Annotated in this window: 14 protein-coding genes; 11 read left to right on the forward strand and 3 right to left on the reverse strand. The window is 49.8% G+C overall.

Going from position 1 to position 16598, the window contains the following annotated elements; genetic code table 11:
- Positions 1-39: 39 nt before the first annotated feature.
- The 4 genes from ACFRAM_RS21360 (at position 40) to ACFRAM_RS21375 (ending at position 5393) form a co-directional block, all read left to right on the forward strand.
- Complete coding sequence (locus tag ACFRAM_RS21360) at positions 40-1614, forward strand: extracellular solute-binding protein (protein WP_379467860.1); 1575 nt, start codon at positions 40-42, stop codon at positions 1612-1614.
- Between the two features lie 120 nt (positions 1615-1734).
- Positions 1735-3144, forward strand: coding sequence for a glycoside hydrolase family 30 protein (locus ACFRAM_RS21365; protein ID WP_379467862.1), 1410 nt, complete (start codon positions 1735-1737; stop codon positions 3142-3144).
- Between the two features lie 442 nt (positions 3145-3586).
- Positions 3587-4300: a hypothetical protein gene (locus tag ACFRAM_RS21370; RefSeq protein ID WP_379467864.1), complete on the forward strand. Its 714-nt coding sequence runs from the start codon at positions 3587-3589 to the stop codon at positions 4298-4300.
- A gap of 58 nt (positions 4301-4358) precedes the next feature.
- Entirely contained in the window at positions 4359-5393 is a 1035-nt protein-coding gene (locus ACFRAM_RS21375; RefSeq protein WP_379467866.1) for a ketoacyl-ACP synthase III, read from the forward strand.
- A gap of 148 nt (positions 5394-5541) precedes the next feature.
- On the opposite strand, the gene ACFRAM_RS21380 is transcribed toward ACFRAM_RS21375, so the two are convergent.
- Positions 5542-6564, reverse strand: a complete 1023-nt coding sequence (locus ACFRAM_RS21380) for a LacI family DNA-binding transcriptional regulator (RefSeq protein ID WP_379468036.1) — start codon at positions 6562-6564, stop codon at positions 5542-5544.
- Between the two features lie 275 nt (positions 6565-6839).
- Positions 6840-7397 carry a GbsR/MarR family transcriptional regulator gene (locus ACFRAM_RS21385; RefSeq protein ID WP_379467868.1) on the reverse strand — a complete coding sequence of 186 codons (558 nt, stop codon included), beginning with the start codon at positions 7395-7397 and terminating at the stop codon, positions 6840-6842.
- 254 nt (positions 7398-7651) lie between these two features.
- Here ACFRAM_RS21385 and ACFRAM_RS21390 point away from each other — a divergent pair, with 254 nt between their 5' ends.
- From ACFRAM_RS21390 to ACFRAM_RS21415, 6 genes are all read left to right on the forward strand, one after another.
- On the forward strand, positions 7652-8848 hold the full coding sequence (locus ACFRAM_RS21390; protein WP_379467870.1) for a quaternary amine ABC transporter ATP-binding protein: 1197 nt from the start codon (positions 7652-7654) through the stop codon (positions 8846-8848).
- Positions 8848-9681 (forward strand): ABC transporter permease, encoded by an 834-nt coding sequence (locus ACFRAM_RS21395; RefSeq protein ID WP_066376245.1) that lies wholly within the window; start codon positions 8848-8850, stop codon positions 9679-9681. Before ACFRAM_RS21390 ends, ACFRAM_RS21395 begins: the two co-directional genes overlap by 1 nt.
- A 15-nt stretch (positions 9682-9696) precedes the next feature.
- On the forward strand, positions 9697-10560 hold the full coding sequence (locus tag ACFRAM_RS21400) for a glycine betaine ABC transporter substrate-binding protein (protein WP_379467873.1): 864 nt from the start codon (positions 9697-9699) through the stop codon (positions 10558-10560).
- A 234-nt stretch (positions 10561-10794) separates the two neighbouring features.
- Positions 10795-11406: a TVP38/TMEM64 family protein gene (locus tag ACFRAM_RS21405; protein ID WP_379467875.1), complete on the forward strand. Its 612-nt coding sequence runs from the start codon at positions 10795-10797 to the stop codon at positions 11404-11406.
- Between the two features lie 307 nt (positions 11407-11713).
- Positions 11714-12661: a sporulation protein YunB gene (yunB, locus tag ACFRAM_RS21410; RefSeq protein WP_379468038.1), complete on the forward strand. Its 948-nt coding sequence runs from the start codon at positions 11714-11716 to the stop codon at positions 12659-12661.
- Between the two features lie 435 nt (positions 12662-13096).
- The gene (locus ACFRAM_RS21415; protein WP_379467879.1) at positions 13097-13768 is read left to right on the forward strand and encodes an alpha/beta hydrolase; all 672 of its coding nucleotides are present in this window, start codon (positions 13097-13099) and stop codon (positions 13766-13768) included.
- 27 nt (positions 13769-13795) lie between these two features.
- Here the strand turns inward: ACFRAM_RS21415 and ACFRAM_RS21420 are convergent, their stop codons facing one another.
- A complete protein-coding gene (locus ACFRAM_RS21420) occupies positions 13796-14887 on the reverse strand; it encodes a M23 family metallopeptidase (RefSeq protein WP_379467882.1) in 1092 nt (363 codons plus the stop codon).
- A 292-nt stretch (positions 14888-15179) separates the two neighbouring features.
- On the opposite strand from ACFRAM_RS21420, the gene lipA reads away from it, so the two are divergent.
- Positions 15180-16085, forward strand: coding sequence for a lipoyl synthase (lipA, locus tag ACFRAM_RS21425; protein ID WP_175371414.1), 906 nt, complete (start codon positions 15180-15182; stop codon positions 16083-16085).
- The last annotated feature ends 513 nt before the right edge of the window (positions 16086-16598 follow it).

Raw genomic sequence — 16598 nt, forward strand, 5'->3', positions numbered from 1 at the left:
ATAGTGGGTTTAATGAGACAAACTTTTAAGGAGGAGTCAATGATGAGAAAGGTAACCAAGAGATTAACGCTCGTACTTGTCATGTCTTTACTGATCTCGCTGCTCGCAGCCTGCGGGGGCGGTAACAACAACAGTGCGGCACCGGAAAAAGAGAAAAACAACGGTAATACCGCACCGGCGCAAGGTGAAGCAGGCCCGGACACGTCGAAGAAGGTCAAGTTGACCTGGTATCTGGTTGGTGATGCCCATAAGGATCAGGACAAGATCGTTGCAGAATGGAATAAAATGCTGGAGAAGGATCTGAACACTACCGTTGACCTGAAGTTTACTACGTGGAATGACTGGTTGACCAAATACAACCTGCTGCTGACCTCCGGCGAGAAGATTGACATGATCTTCGCATCTAACTGGGCGGATTTCTACAAGCTGGCGAAACAGGGTGCATTCAAGAATTTGAAAGACCTGCTGCCAACTTATGCACCAGTAACTTGGGCTAATGTGCCGAAGCAGGACTGGGATGCAGTAACGGTAAGTGATGGTATCTTTGCTGTACCGAACACGAATCCGGAGTATACGCCACTTGGCTATGTGTATCGTGAAGACTGGCGCAAAGAGCTCAATCTGCCGGAGTTTACTGATCTGAATTCCATTGAGGCCTATATGGATGCTGTTAAAACACAGAAGAAAGTGACACCGATCAACGGTGCTGCTTATGAGAACGTCAATGACCTGTTCAAGTTCTGGACAGATACGCAAATGATTACTGGTGAGATCGTTGGTGCAACTTCCTACGCAACACCGCGCGATATTCAGATCATTCCGTTCACGGATCAATACGAAGCTTGGGTTAAGAAAATGAAAGAATGGGAGCAGAAGGGCTTCTGGAACAAGAACTCGCTGTCCTCGAAACAGGAAGCCGGCGACTTCATCAAGACGGGTCAAGGTGCGATCTACTGGCGTAACCCGTCCAGTGCGGGCGGATTTATCAACGAAGTGCAGGCCAAAGGCCTCAAAATGGAAATAGGGTTCTTCCCGTTCACCCGCTTCCATAACTATGTCATTCCTACATTGCCGATTGCGAACGGTATGGCGATTCCAAAGAGCTCGGATAATGCGGAACGTTCCCTGATGGTACTCGACAAGCTGCGCAATGATCCTGCTTACTACAACTTAATGACTTATGGTATCGAAGGCACGCACTGGGCAAAAGGTGATGATGATAAGACCATTGTCATTCCGGCACCAGGTGTTGACCTGAACGTTACACCACGCTATGACATCGCAAGCTGGGGCTGGCGTGTAGAAGAGAACATTAAGAAAGAAAAAGGCGGCTGGGAAGGCCTCGACAAGCTGAAGGAAGAATTCAAACCGATCAGCAAGCCGGATATTCTCGGACAGATTTATCTGGATTACGATCCGGTCAAAACCGAGCTGGCTGCTGTTAACCAGGTATTTGAGCAATACGGAAAACCGCTGATGCTAGGCTTGACCGCTGATGTGGATGCATCCTTGAAAGTTTACCGCGATAAGCTGAAAGCGGCTGGTGTAGAGAAGCTGCTGGCTTATGTGCAGGGTGAAGCCAACAAGTATTTTGATGAAAAAGGAATCCAATAGAACAGGTGCCACGGGTTGGTAGTACCTAACGGTGCTGTCATCTCGGCACTAAAGGGAGCGGCGAATTCATTTCGCCGCTTTTTTTCTTGAATACGTAAGAGAACAAGGAGAGATGCTGCAATGAACTATGAGAACAAACCTTTAGAAACGGTGGAAGTCTGGTTCAGCTCGGAGCAGGACCCGGGTAAGGAAAGCTGGTTTAAGGGTCCGCAAGAGCATACATATCACTTGAGTCAGCAAGCTGATTTGAATTGGGCCGTTCCCAGCCCCGCTGAATATGAAGATGAAGAGCTGACCACCCTGATTGTATCGCCGGAACTTACCTACCAGAAGATTCTCGGCATTGGAACCTCGCTGGAAGAGACGACCGTTTGCAATTTGTCGCTGATGAGTGCAGACGAGCGGGGGAGCATCCTGAAGCAGCTCAGTCATACTGAGGATGGCATCGGCTTCAATCTGTTCCGCATTACACTGGGAACCTCTGATTTTACAGCCGAGCGATTCTATACGTATGATGATATGCCTGATGGGGAGAGTGATTTTGAACTGAAGCATTTTTCGATTCAAAAGGATATCGACCTCTCCATCATCGCCACGATTAAGGAACTGCTGGCGCTGGCACCAGATACGCTGCTGTTCGCTTCACCGTGGAGCCCTCCCGCTTGGATGAAGACAAGCGGGAGCCTGAAACGCGGCCGCCTGAAGGAAGGCCGCGAGTATACAGATGCCTTGGCGAAGTATTATCGCCTGGCCATTCAGGCGTATCGGGAGCAGGGCATCCCGATCTATGCGATGACCCTGCAGAACGAGCCGCTGCTGGAGACGGATTATCCGAGCTGCCATATGCCGCCGGAGCGGCAGAAGGCGCTGGCGGTGGCGCTGGCGAAGGAATTCACAGCACATGGACTGGATACGAAGCTTTGGATTTTCGACCATAACTTCGATGAGGTGTGGAATTATGTGGCGCCGATTCTGAAGGATGCTGAAGCAGGCGCCGGGGTTCACGGCATTGCGCTGCACGATTATGAAGGCGAACCGGAGGTCATGAGCGAAATTCATGCCGCTTACCCCGATAAGCCGATCTATCTGACGGAGCGATCGCTGTGGGGGACTAGTGGCGCGGACCGGATGGCCCGCTACTTCCGGAATTATGCCAGCAGCTATAACGCCTGGGTCACGATGCTTAACAGCCGTATTGCCCCTCATCAATGGCTAGGGACGCCTGGACCAACGATGTTTATCCAGGATGCTAATGAAGCAGACCGCTACTGGAGAACTCCTGAATATTCCCTGCTGGGCCAGTACAGCAGGTTTGTCCGGCGGGGAGCTGTTCGAATCGGTAGCAGCTACGGCTCCGTCGACACCGTCACTAATGTGGCTTTCCGCAACGAAGATGGCTCGCTTGTGGCCGTGGTCATTAACCAGACGCAATCGGCACAGCCATTCCGCATTCTGTGCGATGGCCGGCAGTTCGTCACAGTGCTCCCGCCGCAATCCGTCGGAACGTATCGCTGGTGGGATCAAGGCTGACGCATTGTCACAGTATAAAACTTATATAATTCAAGCCCTTCGCATCCTATTGAGGATGCGGAGGGCTTTTGCGTGGATGGAGAGGGCGGAGGCCTGCCCATTATGTTTGAATCCTTAGAGCGGCTATATTATGCTATATAAGCCGAACAAAAGAAAGTAACAAAAAGCGAGAAGGAACGCAGGGGGAAGTTTGGAACTGTAGGAGCGGTAGCGACCGCCTAAAAGCTTTCCGAAGGAAAGCTCGCGACGGAAGCATAGGCTGTCTCCAGATTTCAACCGCAAACAGCGGTATAATTAAAAGAAATCTGGAGACAACAGCGGCCGGAAGTCCAAACATTCCACCGTAGTGACGACTGAGCCTTACGTTCGGTTCTTAAGTTCGTCTAATATAGATTGACAAGACATTATGAGGAGAAACTTAACGGAGGAGAGGAGCATGCGGATGAAAAAGAGAACGGCAATGATTGTGGGGATGATCCTCATGCTCGTATTATTGTCAGGCTGTGCGAAAGGGAGCGCGCATGTTACGGTTCACAAAAATGGCAGTGTTGACCTTGCTGTCCATGTGAAGCTGGATTCCCGCACAGAGTCGCTAATCAGTGGCAAAGCTGAACAAATGCTGACAGACAAGCTGGCGGAGTCAGGTATAGAGCTCCACAAGGTGCAGGATGGCAAGGACGTGGACTATCAATTTATGAAAAGTTATTCCTCTATAGAGGAATTGAAAGCACAGCCCAGTGGGAGCATGAACATAGTCGATGCCAAAGTCATTACAGACCCCAAATGGCTGTACACCAAGTATGATCTGGAGGTTCAGCCCACGCTGAGCGCTTATTCTGAGCAGATTATAGATAGCCTTGGGATGCTGAATATCCCCAAATCGTTTGTGCGGATGTTTATGGAGAGCTTTGCTTTTGATTTTCAATTGACGCTGCCGGTGAATGTCTATGGGCCGAACAATGCTACTTCACAGGATGGCCGGACCTTGACCTGGCACATGTCACTCGGAAATCCCGAGCCGCTAAAACTGGTGGTTTATGCACCTAATATCAAGAATATCGTCATCACATTAGTAGCTGTTATCGTGATTCTGGTCTTGTTGATTACGTTGTGGTTACGCAGAAAAAGAGGCCGGGATACACGTGAATTGGCATAATCCCAGTTGCAAATGAATGAGTTCATTTGTTATAATTAGTACCAAGTACTAATACTAGATGCTAAATAATGGGGTGAATGAATTGACAGGTGCGAAGATTACAGCTATCGGGACCTATGTTCCCGCGCAGAGGCTCACCAATGCCGATTTGGAAAAGATGGTAGATACCAATGATGAGTGGATCGTCCAGCGAACGGGTATCCGGGAGCGCAGAATCAGCCGCAAGGATGAATTCACCAGTGATTTATGTGTAGCTGCTGCAGAGGATTTGGCGAAGCGGTACGGAAAAAATCTTCAGGATGTAGACATGATAATTGTCGCTACAAGCACGCCTGACTTTCCTTTTCCCTCCGTGGCTGCTTTGATACAGAACCGCCTGGGGATTTCGCAGACCGCTGGAGCCATCGATCTGAGTGCAGCTTGTGCCGGATTTGTCTACGGATTGCATATGGCCAATGGTCTTGTGGCTTCCGGACTGCATCGCAAGGTGCTGGTGTTGGGTGCGGATTCTCTTTCTAAAATTACGGATTACACTGACCGCAGTACCTGTATCCTGTTCGGTGACGGAGCTGGAGCGGTACTGGTGGAAAGCGGGGCCAGTTCTACCGGCTTCCTCGGCTTTCATATGGGGAGTGACGGCAGTGGTGGGCATCATGTATACCGTACAGGGCTATCCTCCAAAATTGAAGATATCGAGCTTGTGGATACCAAGCTGCTTGTGCAGAATGGGCGGGAAGTGTTCCGCTGGGCAGTTCGGACCGTACCACAGGGTGTAGAGCAATTGCTGGCCAAGGCAGGGACGAATCTTGCAAAAGTGGACTGGTTTATTCCACACAGCGCTAACCTGCGGATGATCGAGCCGATTTGTGAGCGGATGAATTACCCGCTGGAGCAGGCGCTGTACAGTCTCGTTCATTTCGGCAACACGTCTGCTGCTTCTATCCCGTTGGCGCTTGATCTGGGCATCCGGGAAGGCAAGGTCCAGAATGGTCAGACCGTCCTTATGTATGGTTTTGGCGCAGGGCTGACGCAGGTCGGGCAATTGGTGAAGCTGGAGCTCGATGAACAAGTGGCTGAACCTACGCCGTTGTAAGGTGATCTTAATGTAAAAAGCGTAAGAGGGCCTATCCCGCTTCCGTTGCGCTAACATAAACAAACAGCCTGCCCTCGCATGTATCATGCTGGGGCAGGCTGTTTGGCTTTGCCGTCGTCAATTCTCCCGGCTGGCGGCAAAAGAGATGTCATCCTTGATCGTGCAGGTGACTGCCACAGGATTCGCGGACGATGAGTGCCGGCTCCACAACGAAGGAGCCGCCCTCGGACTGATTGTTGATCATGTCGTAGAGCATATGAGCGGCGAGAATCCCGAGCCGTTCTTTGTTCTGGCGGATCGTCGTCAGCGTTGGCGTCGTATATTTGCAGGCTTCAATGTCGTCGCAGCCGACCATAGCAATATCCTCAGGTATGCGTAGTCCATGTTCCTTCAATGCGCGGATCGCGCCAAGCGCCAGCAGGTCCGAGGCAGCGAAGATGGCCTTGGGCAAAGAGCCGGATTGAATCAGTTTCTGCATGGCGTCATAGCCGCTAGGCTCGAAGAAATCATCGCCATGAACGAACCAATTCTTATTGATATTCATGCCGAAGCCCTCAATGGCTTTAATGTATCCAGCTTCCCGCTGGTTGGAGATATCCGAATTGGCGGTGCTTCCGATAAAACCAAGCTCCCGGTAACCGAGCAGGTAGAAATGCTCAACAACCTTGGAGGAGATCTGATAGTTATCCGAGGTCACGTACCCCGATTTTTTACCCTTCAGCTCTAGATCTACCCCGATACAAGGTATGCTACTCATATCCAGTTCCTGAATGGCCGGCTCCATTTCTTCTCCTGAAATGATCACACAGCCGTCTACATGAAAATGAACACAGCGGGAAAAGTAATCGCCGCCGCTTAAGAATTTCTCATTGGAAAAGAAGATCAGATCATAGCCGAGCACACCCATCTGTTTCTTGAAGGCATTGAGTACGGCGAGAAAAAAGGGATGGGTAAAATCAACATTCAGCTCCCCGGCAAAAATAACACCGATCAGGCTGGATTTTTTAGTTGCCAGCGTCTTGGCGGAGTTGGAAGGGGAGTACCCGGTTTGTTCGATGATCTCCATCACTCGTTGCTTCGTTTTTTCGGAGACATCCGGGTAATTATTCATAATTTTAGATACTGTTGAGACCGATACGCCGGCCATTTCGGCAATCTTTTTGATATTCAACTGCAATGAAAAAGCCACCCTCCGGCTATAAATAAAAATCTGAAAAGGGCTGGATGCCAGCGCTTTCTTCAGTCGCATTTTCAAGTAAAATCTGGCACGAAAACAATTATATTTAAGTTTATGCTGAATGCCAAGGCAAGTCAAACGATAATGTTGGACCATTGAACAAAGTATACTCTTACAAAAGCTGGATCACGCATCTGCTACAAAAAAAGAGGTTCCTGCACAGCCATACATAAACTGGCTGACAAGAACCCCTAACAATTGTGGTCGTACTATGTTTCTTTAGGAATCAAATCGAAGATTTTACCACTTTCCAGTGCTTCAATCAGCTTTAGCAGCCAGCGGTAATACTTGACCGCCTCTCCGATCTTCTCCTCGTCGTTGTCCAGCAGCTTCAGCAGCTCTGCGTCATCGCTGTACTCTGCCTTCATATCCTTGATTTCATTCACGGATTTGGAAAGGGCATTCATGTTGCCCTCAACGGCTTTTCTCCATTTAATTGAGAAGTAATCGCTGAAATTCTGATGCCAGTCCGGAACCACCTCGAATAAATCCTTACGTGTGCCTTTTCCCCATACTTTATCAATCATTTTGAGGTCCAGCAGGGTACGGACGCCTGTACTCATGGATGTCTTGCTCATCCCCATAGTTTTACTAAGCTCGTCCAGCGTTACCGGACCCTGATTAAAGTACATATACCCGTATAAATGCCCTATAGACAGGGTGATACCGTATAAGTCCATATTTTTACCGATGGAATCAATGACTCGTTCCCGGGCTTTGCTGATTTTCTCGATTTGTTCGGGCGCAAGCCCTTCTAAATCATTCATGATGTCCCTCCTGAGGATTAGGCTAATAGACTGCAAACCTCTACTGTGTATTGTAATCAAATCATGGTTAATAAGTAAAGAATTCGAGACGAAAGGAATATGGCGTAAAACAGAGTATTCTTTGCGTATAGTTTGTAAAGTTAAAACTGTACACTAAATTTTATCCGAATATGCGCTTTGCATCTTTTTTCATAAGTCCGGTAGACTATTAGAAGTGAACTAACCCGATACAGAAACGGGAGAAGGAGGTCAGCATGCCTATTATAGAGGTGAAACAGCTAACCAAAGTATTCGGTCATGATGCGGGGCGTGCGCTTCCATTATTGGAACAAGGGTGGTCCAAAGAGAAGATCGCTCAGGAAGTCAAGCTGACTGTCGGTGTCAATAAGGCCGAATTCAGTATTGAAGAAGGAGAAATATTCGTCATTATGGGGTTGTCAGGCAGTGGTAAATCAACCCTGGTTCGTCTGTTGAACCGTTTGATTGAGCCTACTGGGGGGCAAGTTCTTTTTAAAGGGAACGATGTAGTTGGGATGAACCCCGAGCAGCTCCGGCAGTTCCGGCGCAAGAATATCGGTATGGTATTCCAGAAATTTGCGTTGTTCCCGCACCGGACGGTGCTGGCGAATGCGGAGTATGGCCTTGAAGTGCAGGGCGTGGAGAAAAAGAAAAGAACCGAGCTCGCTATGCAGGCCCTGGAACTCGTCGGTCTGAAAGGCTGGGAGCATCATCGCCCGGATCAGCTCAGCGGCGGGATGCAGCAACGGGTTGGTTTGGCCCGCGGGCTGGCCAATGATCCAGATATTCTGCTTATGGACGAAGCGTTCAGCGCTCTTGATCCACTGATCCGTAAGGATATGCAGCAGGAACTGCTGGAGCTTCAGGCCCGAGTGAAGAAGACGATTGTGTTCATCACGCATGATCTGGATGAGGCACTGCGGATTGGTGACCGGATCGCGTTGATGAAGGATGGCGTGATTGTGCAGATCGGTACGCCAGAAGAGATTCTGATTCAGCCTGCCAATAAATACGTGGAACGTTTTGTAGAGGATGTGGATCTGTCCAAGGTACTGACCGCTGCGCATGTGATGCGCCAGCCAGAGATGGTCAGACCTGAGCGCGGTCCCCGCGTGGCGCTGCAATTAATGCGCGATAGTGGCGTGTCCAGTCTATATGTTGCAGATAAAGAGATGAAGCTCCAAGGTGTCGTAACGGCCGAAGATGCGGCCCAAGCGATCAAAGAGAATAAAACGATACTTGAAGTGCTGCGGCGGGAAATCCCCCGTGTGCACCCCGATACTTTGCTCAATGATTTGTTCGAGCTGATGTCGGAGACACATTTGCCGGTAGCTGTAGTGGATGAATCCGATCGACTCAAGGGAATTGTCATTAAAGGTGCCGTTCTTTCAGCGCTTGCCGGCAACGCAGTTCCGGAAGGAGAGCACGTGTAATGAACATTCCTAAGATACCACTGGGCCAAGGTGTTGAATGGCTCGAAAAATGGCTAACGACATATTTCGGTCCCGTGTTTGATGTAATACATGCAGTAATCGGCGGCATGGTGAAGGGAATCGAGAATATTCTCACGTTCCTGCCAGCGCTTGTTCTTATTGTGATTATTGCTGCACTGGCCTACTGGATTGGCAAATGGAGAATGGCACTTTTTGCGGTCATCGGCCTGCTGCTGATCGATAACCTCGGTTTATGGGGACCTTCGATGCAGTCACTGGCGCTTGTTCTGGCCGCTTCTATTCTGGCGGTGCTGATAGGCGTTCCCATCGGCATTCTATGTGCGCAGAGCAATGCGGTGAAGAATACAATTACACCTATTCTGGACTTTATGCAGACGATGCCGGCCTTTGTGTATCTTCTGCCTGCGGTATCCTTTTTCTCGCTGGGTGTAGTCCCAGGTGTAATTGCTTCGATTATCTTTGCCATCCCGCCAACGATTCGCCTGACGAATCTCGGGATCCGGCAAGTCTCGCCTGAACTGGTGGAGGCGGCGGATGCCTTTGGATCGACACCGTCACAGAAGCTGTTCAAGCTGCAATTGCCGATCGCGTTGCCGACGATTATGGCGGGGATTAACCAAACGATCATGCTATCTCTGTCGATGGTTGTAATCTCATCGATGATCGGTGCGCAGGGTGTTGGGGCGCTGGTCTACCGTGCGGTATCGCAGGCGAAGACCGGAGCGGGCTTTGAAGCAGGGATCGCCATCGTGGTGATTGCCATTCTGCTCGACCGCCTCACTCAGAACGCATTGAAACCAAAACAAAGATAGGAGTGTTTCCTTATAATGAAGAAAAAAAGCTTAGGATTGATGCTGACAGCCTTATTAGTAGCGGTTCTCGCCGGATGTTCGGCAGAGAGCAATGATAAGGTAAAGCTGGCTTATGTCGCCTGGGATTCGGAAATTGCCAGTACAAATGTAGTTAAAGAAGTGCTGGAATCGAAGCTCGGGGTTAATGTAGAAATGTTGCAAGTGGATGCTGGGCCGATGTGGGCCGGAGTGGCAGATGGCAGTGCCGATGCCATGGTTGCTGCCTGGCTGCCGGGTACGCATGCTTCCTATCTTGAAAAATACGGGAATGATATCGAGGACCTTGGCGTAAACTTGAATGGAACAAAGGTTGGGCTTGCCGTTCCGGCATATATGAATATCCAATCGATTGAGGATTTGAAGAGTGCCGAGGCCGGTGCCGAACTGGATCATAAGATTATCGGTATTGAGCCGGGTGCAGGAATCATGACCACTACGGAAAAAGCGATTGAGTCCTACGGACTTGGTGATTATACGCTGGTGGAGAGCTCTTCTGCCGCTATGGCGCAGGAACTGCAAAAAGCTTATAACAACAACAAACCTATCGTCGTGACTGGCTGGACGCCACACTGGATGTTTGCCAATATGGATCTCCGGTATTTGGAGGATCCGAAGAATGTGTATGGTGGAGATGAACAAATCCATACCATGGTCCGCAAAGGCTTGAAGGATGATATGCCGAAGGTCTACAAGTTCCTCGATCAATTCGAGTGGACACCGGAGGATATGGCTGAGGTTATGGTCCAGATTCAGGGCGGCAAGTCTCCTGAGGAGGCGGCCAAAGCTTGGGTAGAGAGTAACCCCGATAAAGTAGCAACCTGGACAGCGGGGATCGAATAACTGTTTTGCAGATATTTTGAAGATGTGCTATGATAAAAATCAATAGATACAATTTTGTAACCTTTGTAGAATGACTGTTCCTGACATGTAATCTATATATCACGTTATATTCAATAAACACCCCGTAAAGGGGTGTTTTTCTTGGGAATGTGTTTTGAAGTAACAGCTTTTTCAAGGGAATTGATCGTATTTAAGGATGCAGCCTGTAAGGAGTCAAGAGAGGAGAACACTCCATTGACAGAGATAATAAATTCATGGATAGATTGGCTGCTGCAAACCCTTGGCCTGACTGGGCCTTACGTTTTGCTTGTTACGGTTCCTCTGACGCTGCTGCAAAGTCTGTTCGGTTTTTTCCCTCTTGCCATTCTGATTGTACTGCATGTGTCGGTATTTGATGTGATTGGCGGGATGCTGATCAGCTGGCTGGCCTGCAATCTGGGTGGAATCCTGGTGTATTTTCTGTGCCGGCGGTACCTGTTTGATTGGTTTGACCGCAAATGGAGAAAGAAACTGAAACGTTACGATAAATGGCAGCGCAATATGGATCGTTACGGCATCTGGACCCTTGTGCTGCTGCGCACCATTCCCATTATTCCAAGTAATATCATCAATCTGATGTCGGCGGTCTCGCCGCTTTCTACGGCCTCATTCATCTGGGGAACAGTGCTCGGTAACCTATCCTATATCTGGCTGTTCGGGACGCTGAGTTCAACGCTGATTGTGCCCAAGGAAGAGTGGGGCGTCTACTTGACCTGGTATTCGGTGTTTATGGTCGTTCTGATCGCTGTTTTTGTCAGAAGGCATTGGGATCATCTGCAGGAAGATAAGCGAAGCCGTATGGGCTGAGAACGATTAGAATACGATCAGAGGATTGGCTTATGTCAAAATGAAGAAGAACGTTATCCCGCAGGTCTAGGTGGTGACGTTCTTCTTTTTTGTCCCGCTCCCGAATATCTTATACTAAGCGGCGGCTTGACCGCCGGGCCAGGCGGGAGGGATAAACGCAATGGGCAGAAATAAAAAATGGGGGAGCCGGCGGATCCGAGTGCCTGACTTCGGCCGCTTGCGGTTGCCCAAAATCAGCTGGGACGGTATTCCGCGTCCGAACGGAAGAAGAGCGGCCTTTAAGGCGCGACCCAGCAAAACGACGACCATCCGGCCGCAGTCTGCACGATTTGAGGCCAAGCGGAGCAGGCGTCCTGCAAAATTATTCAGCCGTGGGGAACGGCAGCCATCATCCAGTGCAGGCAACCGGGGAAAGTCAGGCAGCAGGCGAAAATTATGGTTGATCCTCTCGTTGTTGCTTCTGCTCGGATTATTCCAGAGCATCCGTTATGTGGAGCAGCATTTGAAGCCCCCCATCGTGCATCTGGCGCAGATTCGCGTCAAGCAGATCGCTACAGAATCCATCAACAAGGCGATCACTTCCCAGGTAGCCAGCGGAGGCAATGCCGAAGAGCTGATTGACTGGAAGACAGACAAAAACGGCAAAATATCGGGATTTATGCTGAATTACGCCGAACATATGAGAATTACCTCGCAAGCAGCAACTGTCATTCAGTCCACCTTGCAGGAATTGCATAACAAACGTGAGCGTATCCCGCTAGGTCAGGCGCTGGGCAGCCCACTGATTGCCTCCTTCGGTCCGGATATTCCCATCACGATTGAACCGCAGGGGGCAGTCAAAGTAGAACTGGCTACACGTCAGAAAAATGCCGGAATCAACATGATTCTGGTAGAGGTTTATATCCATATCGTGACCGAGGTGGCCGTTGTCATTCCGTTTGACATGCAGCCACAGGTGGTGGATACAGAGATTCCTGTGTCGTATTTGATGGTCGTAGGAGATGTCCCGATGTATTACTATGACAATCAAGGTCAGCCTGTCGGGCAGAACGGCAGCAGTGCACCTGGCATTGCTATTCCTGCGCCGCAAATTGGCGGGGAGAAGGAAGATGCTGGCGTTCAGGGCAACGAGAATAGCGGCAGTGTGAATACCGGTACCCCTGTTCCTACAGCCATTCCGGAGATCAGCGGGAGTGGCAGTGCGCCAGTTAATAACAACAGCGGTGTGAGTAGCGGTACAATAAATTCGCATTGATACAGAAACGAACTATGGTATATTCCGTTTCACCAGTCGTCTTAACAGTGAAAAAGAGGGGCGCCTCCCCAACTAAAAGCATTTTTGTACCTTATTTTTAGTTAATTTAGATAAATGAGGGGAATAGGTGCATTTTTGTATCTTATTTTTCGGAAAAAAACGATGAACCCGATGTTCTGGAAGATTTAAGGTACAATATTGCACTTAATATGCAGTAACCCTTACCTGAAGAGAATTTAAGGTACGAAAATGCCGTTAATTACATTGCGCTATAGATAGTGCGCTATTGCGGACGGATAGTCATTAGCACGCTGACCATAGAAAAGCCACAGACCGCCGATTCGGCGGTCTGTTTGACGTGGTGCATAGAAAATAAAGGGAAAACACAAGCTATCATCATATTGACCAAATCACCAAAGGAAAAGAGGGAGCGTTATGGATAGCTGCTTGTTCATCCACGGCTTCACAGGAGGCGAGCATGAGATTGCACCGTTGTCCAGTTATATGGAGCAGCATCATTACCGGTCCCGGACATTCACATTGAAGGGACATGGGGGAACAAGAGCGGATTTGCTTAAAACGAGCCGGCATGACTGGCAGCAAAGCGCTGAAGAGGAGCTAAACACGCTGCTGGCGAGCAATAAGCGAGTGCATCTGATTGGTTTTTCCACCGGTGCTCTAATCGCTTCCCATCTCTCGGTACGCTACAAGGAGCGGGTTCGTTCGCTGACGCTGCTGTCGACGCCTGTGTTTCCGCTGAATCTTGTGCAAATGATCAAGACGCTGGGCGACCCTGCCATGCTCAAGCAATACATCAGCAAAATTCGCTCCACACCGCCGAAAGCCACGAGAGAGTTTCAGCGACTGGTTCGCGAGAGCTTCGAGATCTATCCGCATATTGAGACGCCGACCTTGATTGTGCAGGGCAAAAGGGATCATTTGGTCAAAAGCAGAAGCGCCAGTTATCTACACCATACGATCCCCTCGACCCGCAAGCAGATGCTTATCGCTGGTAAGAGTGGACATATGCTCTGCCATGACGATGATAAGCATGAAACGATGCGTGAGGTACTGCAGTTTATTCAAAGCACGGGTACCGAAAGATAAATTCACACCTTATTAAAATCCGGTGTCTTATTTATTTTTATTTCGACGTGCTCTGTACTCCTGGTTTTCCCATTGTTTAAGTAATGGATAAGGATCAAACGCCCATTCGGTAATCCCTCTGTCTTTGTAAATGCCAAAATGCAAATGTGGAGGGAATTTCCCCTGTGTGCCTGGACTGCCATAGCCCGAGCTGCCGACCCAGCCAATCGTCTGGCCAGGTTGTACGATATCTCCCTGCGCGAGCTTCTTGTCATACCCCGTCAGATGAGCGTAGTAATGGTAGCGGTTATCGATATCGCGTATCCCGATCCGCCAGCCGCCGTAGCGGTTCCAGCCCTTTGTCTCCACAATGCCGTAGCAAGTGCTGCGTACAGGCGTACCGTGCGGAGTGAACAGGTCGGTACCTTCATGAATACGTGCTCCGCCCCAGCTGCGTCCCGTGCCCCAAGTGCTGCGATAGGCATACGTATTTCCCAGTGGCAGTGGAAAAGCGTTCCCGGACAGGTCCAGCCGTCCGAAATGCTCGTACAGTTTGGCGAATTGGTTAATTCGCTGCGATGCCCGGCCATTATGGTAATACTCCCAAATTGCGATACTGAAATCGCTGGAGGATTGTCCATAATGCAACAGATGGCGGGCCATGCTGTAAAGAACATCTGCATCACTGCCAGGGTCGGCCCGGCCGTCCCCTGAGCCATCGGAGCCAAAGCCGCCGAAGAAGCTGATGGATTGTGGTGAAGTGTCCTCCTGATCAGGATTCAAAGGTCCTGACCATAGGGGAGGCGGGATGGTGATTCCGGTTAGCTTGGTGAGATGCTGGGGTGCTGTTTTGCTTTTTTTGGCGACGGTACGCTCATATTGATCAATGGCCGCAAAACGGAACCAGGGGATGCCAGTTGCTGCACTAATCTGCTCATATAGTTCTCTGCGAGCCGAGAGTAAAGCGGCTTTATCGGTGGGAATGACATCTGTTTTGGAACTCACCGATGCTGGGGGGCTTTGTGTTCCCATACTGGCCGCTTGTGCAGCGGGAAGATGAAGTCCGCTCCATAGAATGGTGGCCGCGGACATGCACCAGAATGATTTTTGCACGAGATGATTGTGAAATAGGGTCCGCATAGGACTACCTCCTTTGTCCGGGCATGGTGTTTGTCTTGGAATGAACCCACTTGCCTTAATAAAGGGCCGTTTAGTGTCGCTCTTTTTCTATAGATTGAAGCAAATGTGATCGTTTTATCCGTTATTGCCTAAAGGTACCAGACGTACCAAGAGTGCCTTTTGGGCCGCGGTTATTTCTGCCTTGGATTTTTCACAAAAACAGGCATTACCCCGGCGCACATGCTATAATATGAGGCAGCAACTTTAACGCGGCAATCGATTATTACACAGGCGAAAGTGGGGGTTATTCACTTTGACTACAAAAGGCGCTAAACAACCCAAGCCGGATTGGATTAAAATCAAGCTAACTACCGGTGATAACTACCAGGATATTAAAAGCATGATGCGTTCTAAAACTTTGCATACGGTATGTGAGGAGGCTCGTTGTCCAAACATTTATGAATGCTGGGCCAACCGGACAGCAACGTTTATGATTTTGGGTGATATCTGTACGCGGGCCTGCCGCTTTTGCGCAGTTAATACCGGTATGCCAACAGAGCTGGATTTGCAAGAGCCTGAGCGTGTGGCTGAAGCCGCAGAAAGCATGGGTCTTCGCCACTGTGTTGTGACAAGTGTAGCCAGAGATGATCTGAAGGATGGCGGTGCCCGGATTTTTGCCGAGACTGTTGCGGCGATTCGTAAGCGTCTTCCTCTATGTAGTGTGGAAGTGTTAATCCCCGACTTCCTGGGTGACCGGGATAGCCTGGAGATTGTGATGAACAGCAAGCCTGATATTCTAAATCACAATATTGAGACTGTAGAGCGGATGTCTGACCGTGTCCGGGCCAAAGCTAAGTATCGCCGCTCCCTGGAGCTGCTTAAGCGTGCCAAGGAGATGCAACCCGAGATTCCTACCAAATCCAGCATCATGTTGGGTGTGGGGGAGGAGTGGGACGAGATTTTGCAGGCGATGGACGACCTTCGTGCCGTGGACTGCGATATTCTCACACTTGGTCAGTACCTACAGCCTTCGCCGAAGCATCTGAATGTGGAGAAATACTATCCGCCTGAGGAATTTGCTCGGTTGAAGGAAGAGGGCATGAAGCGTGGCTTCAGCCACGTTGAATCTGGCCCGTTAGTGCGCAGCTCCTACCATGCGCATGAGCAGGTCAAATCCGCCGCTAATGCCCGTGAGGAGCGTGCGGTGACTTTGGGCTAACCGTGACGAAGTCACGAAGGCTCTAAGCTGTTAGGTATCCGTGACGTAGTTACGAAGGTTTTCAGCTGTTCGGTATCCGTGACGTAGTCACGAAGAAGTTTTGAATCTTTTATGTTTCCCGTGACGCGGTCACGAAAAATGATGGAGAGCTGAAAGAGCGACAGCGATTTGAAGCTCTCCAATAAACTAAGCATAGCGAGGCGAGGCCAACGGCCAGCGGAGCGAGCGCAAGGCAGCTAAGGAGCGTTAGCGCACTTAGCTAGTCCCCTGTGCTCCCACGCTAGCGTTGATGGAGTCATGGAGGGAATTTTGGAACTGGAGGAGCGTAGCGCTCGTCTAAAAGCTTTCCGGAGGAAAGCTAGCTTCGGAAGCAGACGCTGTGGTCCAATTTCAACCGCATAGCGGTTACAAATGAAGAAATTGGACCACAACAGCGACCGTAAGTCCAAAATTCCCGCAATGACGGCCGATCAACGCTCCCCTCTTCTAATGAAAGGCAGGCGACAAAAAGCT

This window comes from Paenibacillus sp. NPDC056722, assembly GCF_042790635.1.
Classification (GTDB): Bacteria; Bacillota; Bacilli; order Paenibacillales; family Paenibacillaceae; genus Paenibacillus_AQ; species Paenibacillus_AQ agri.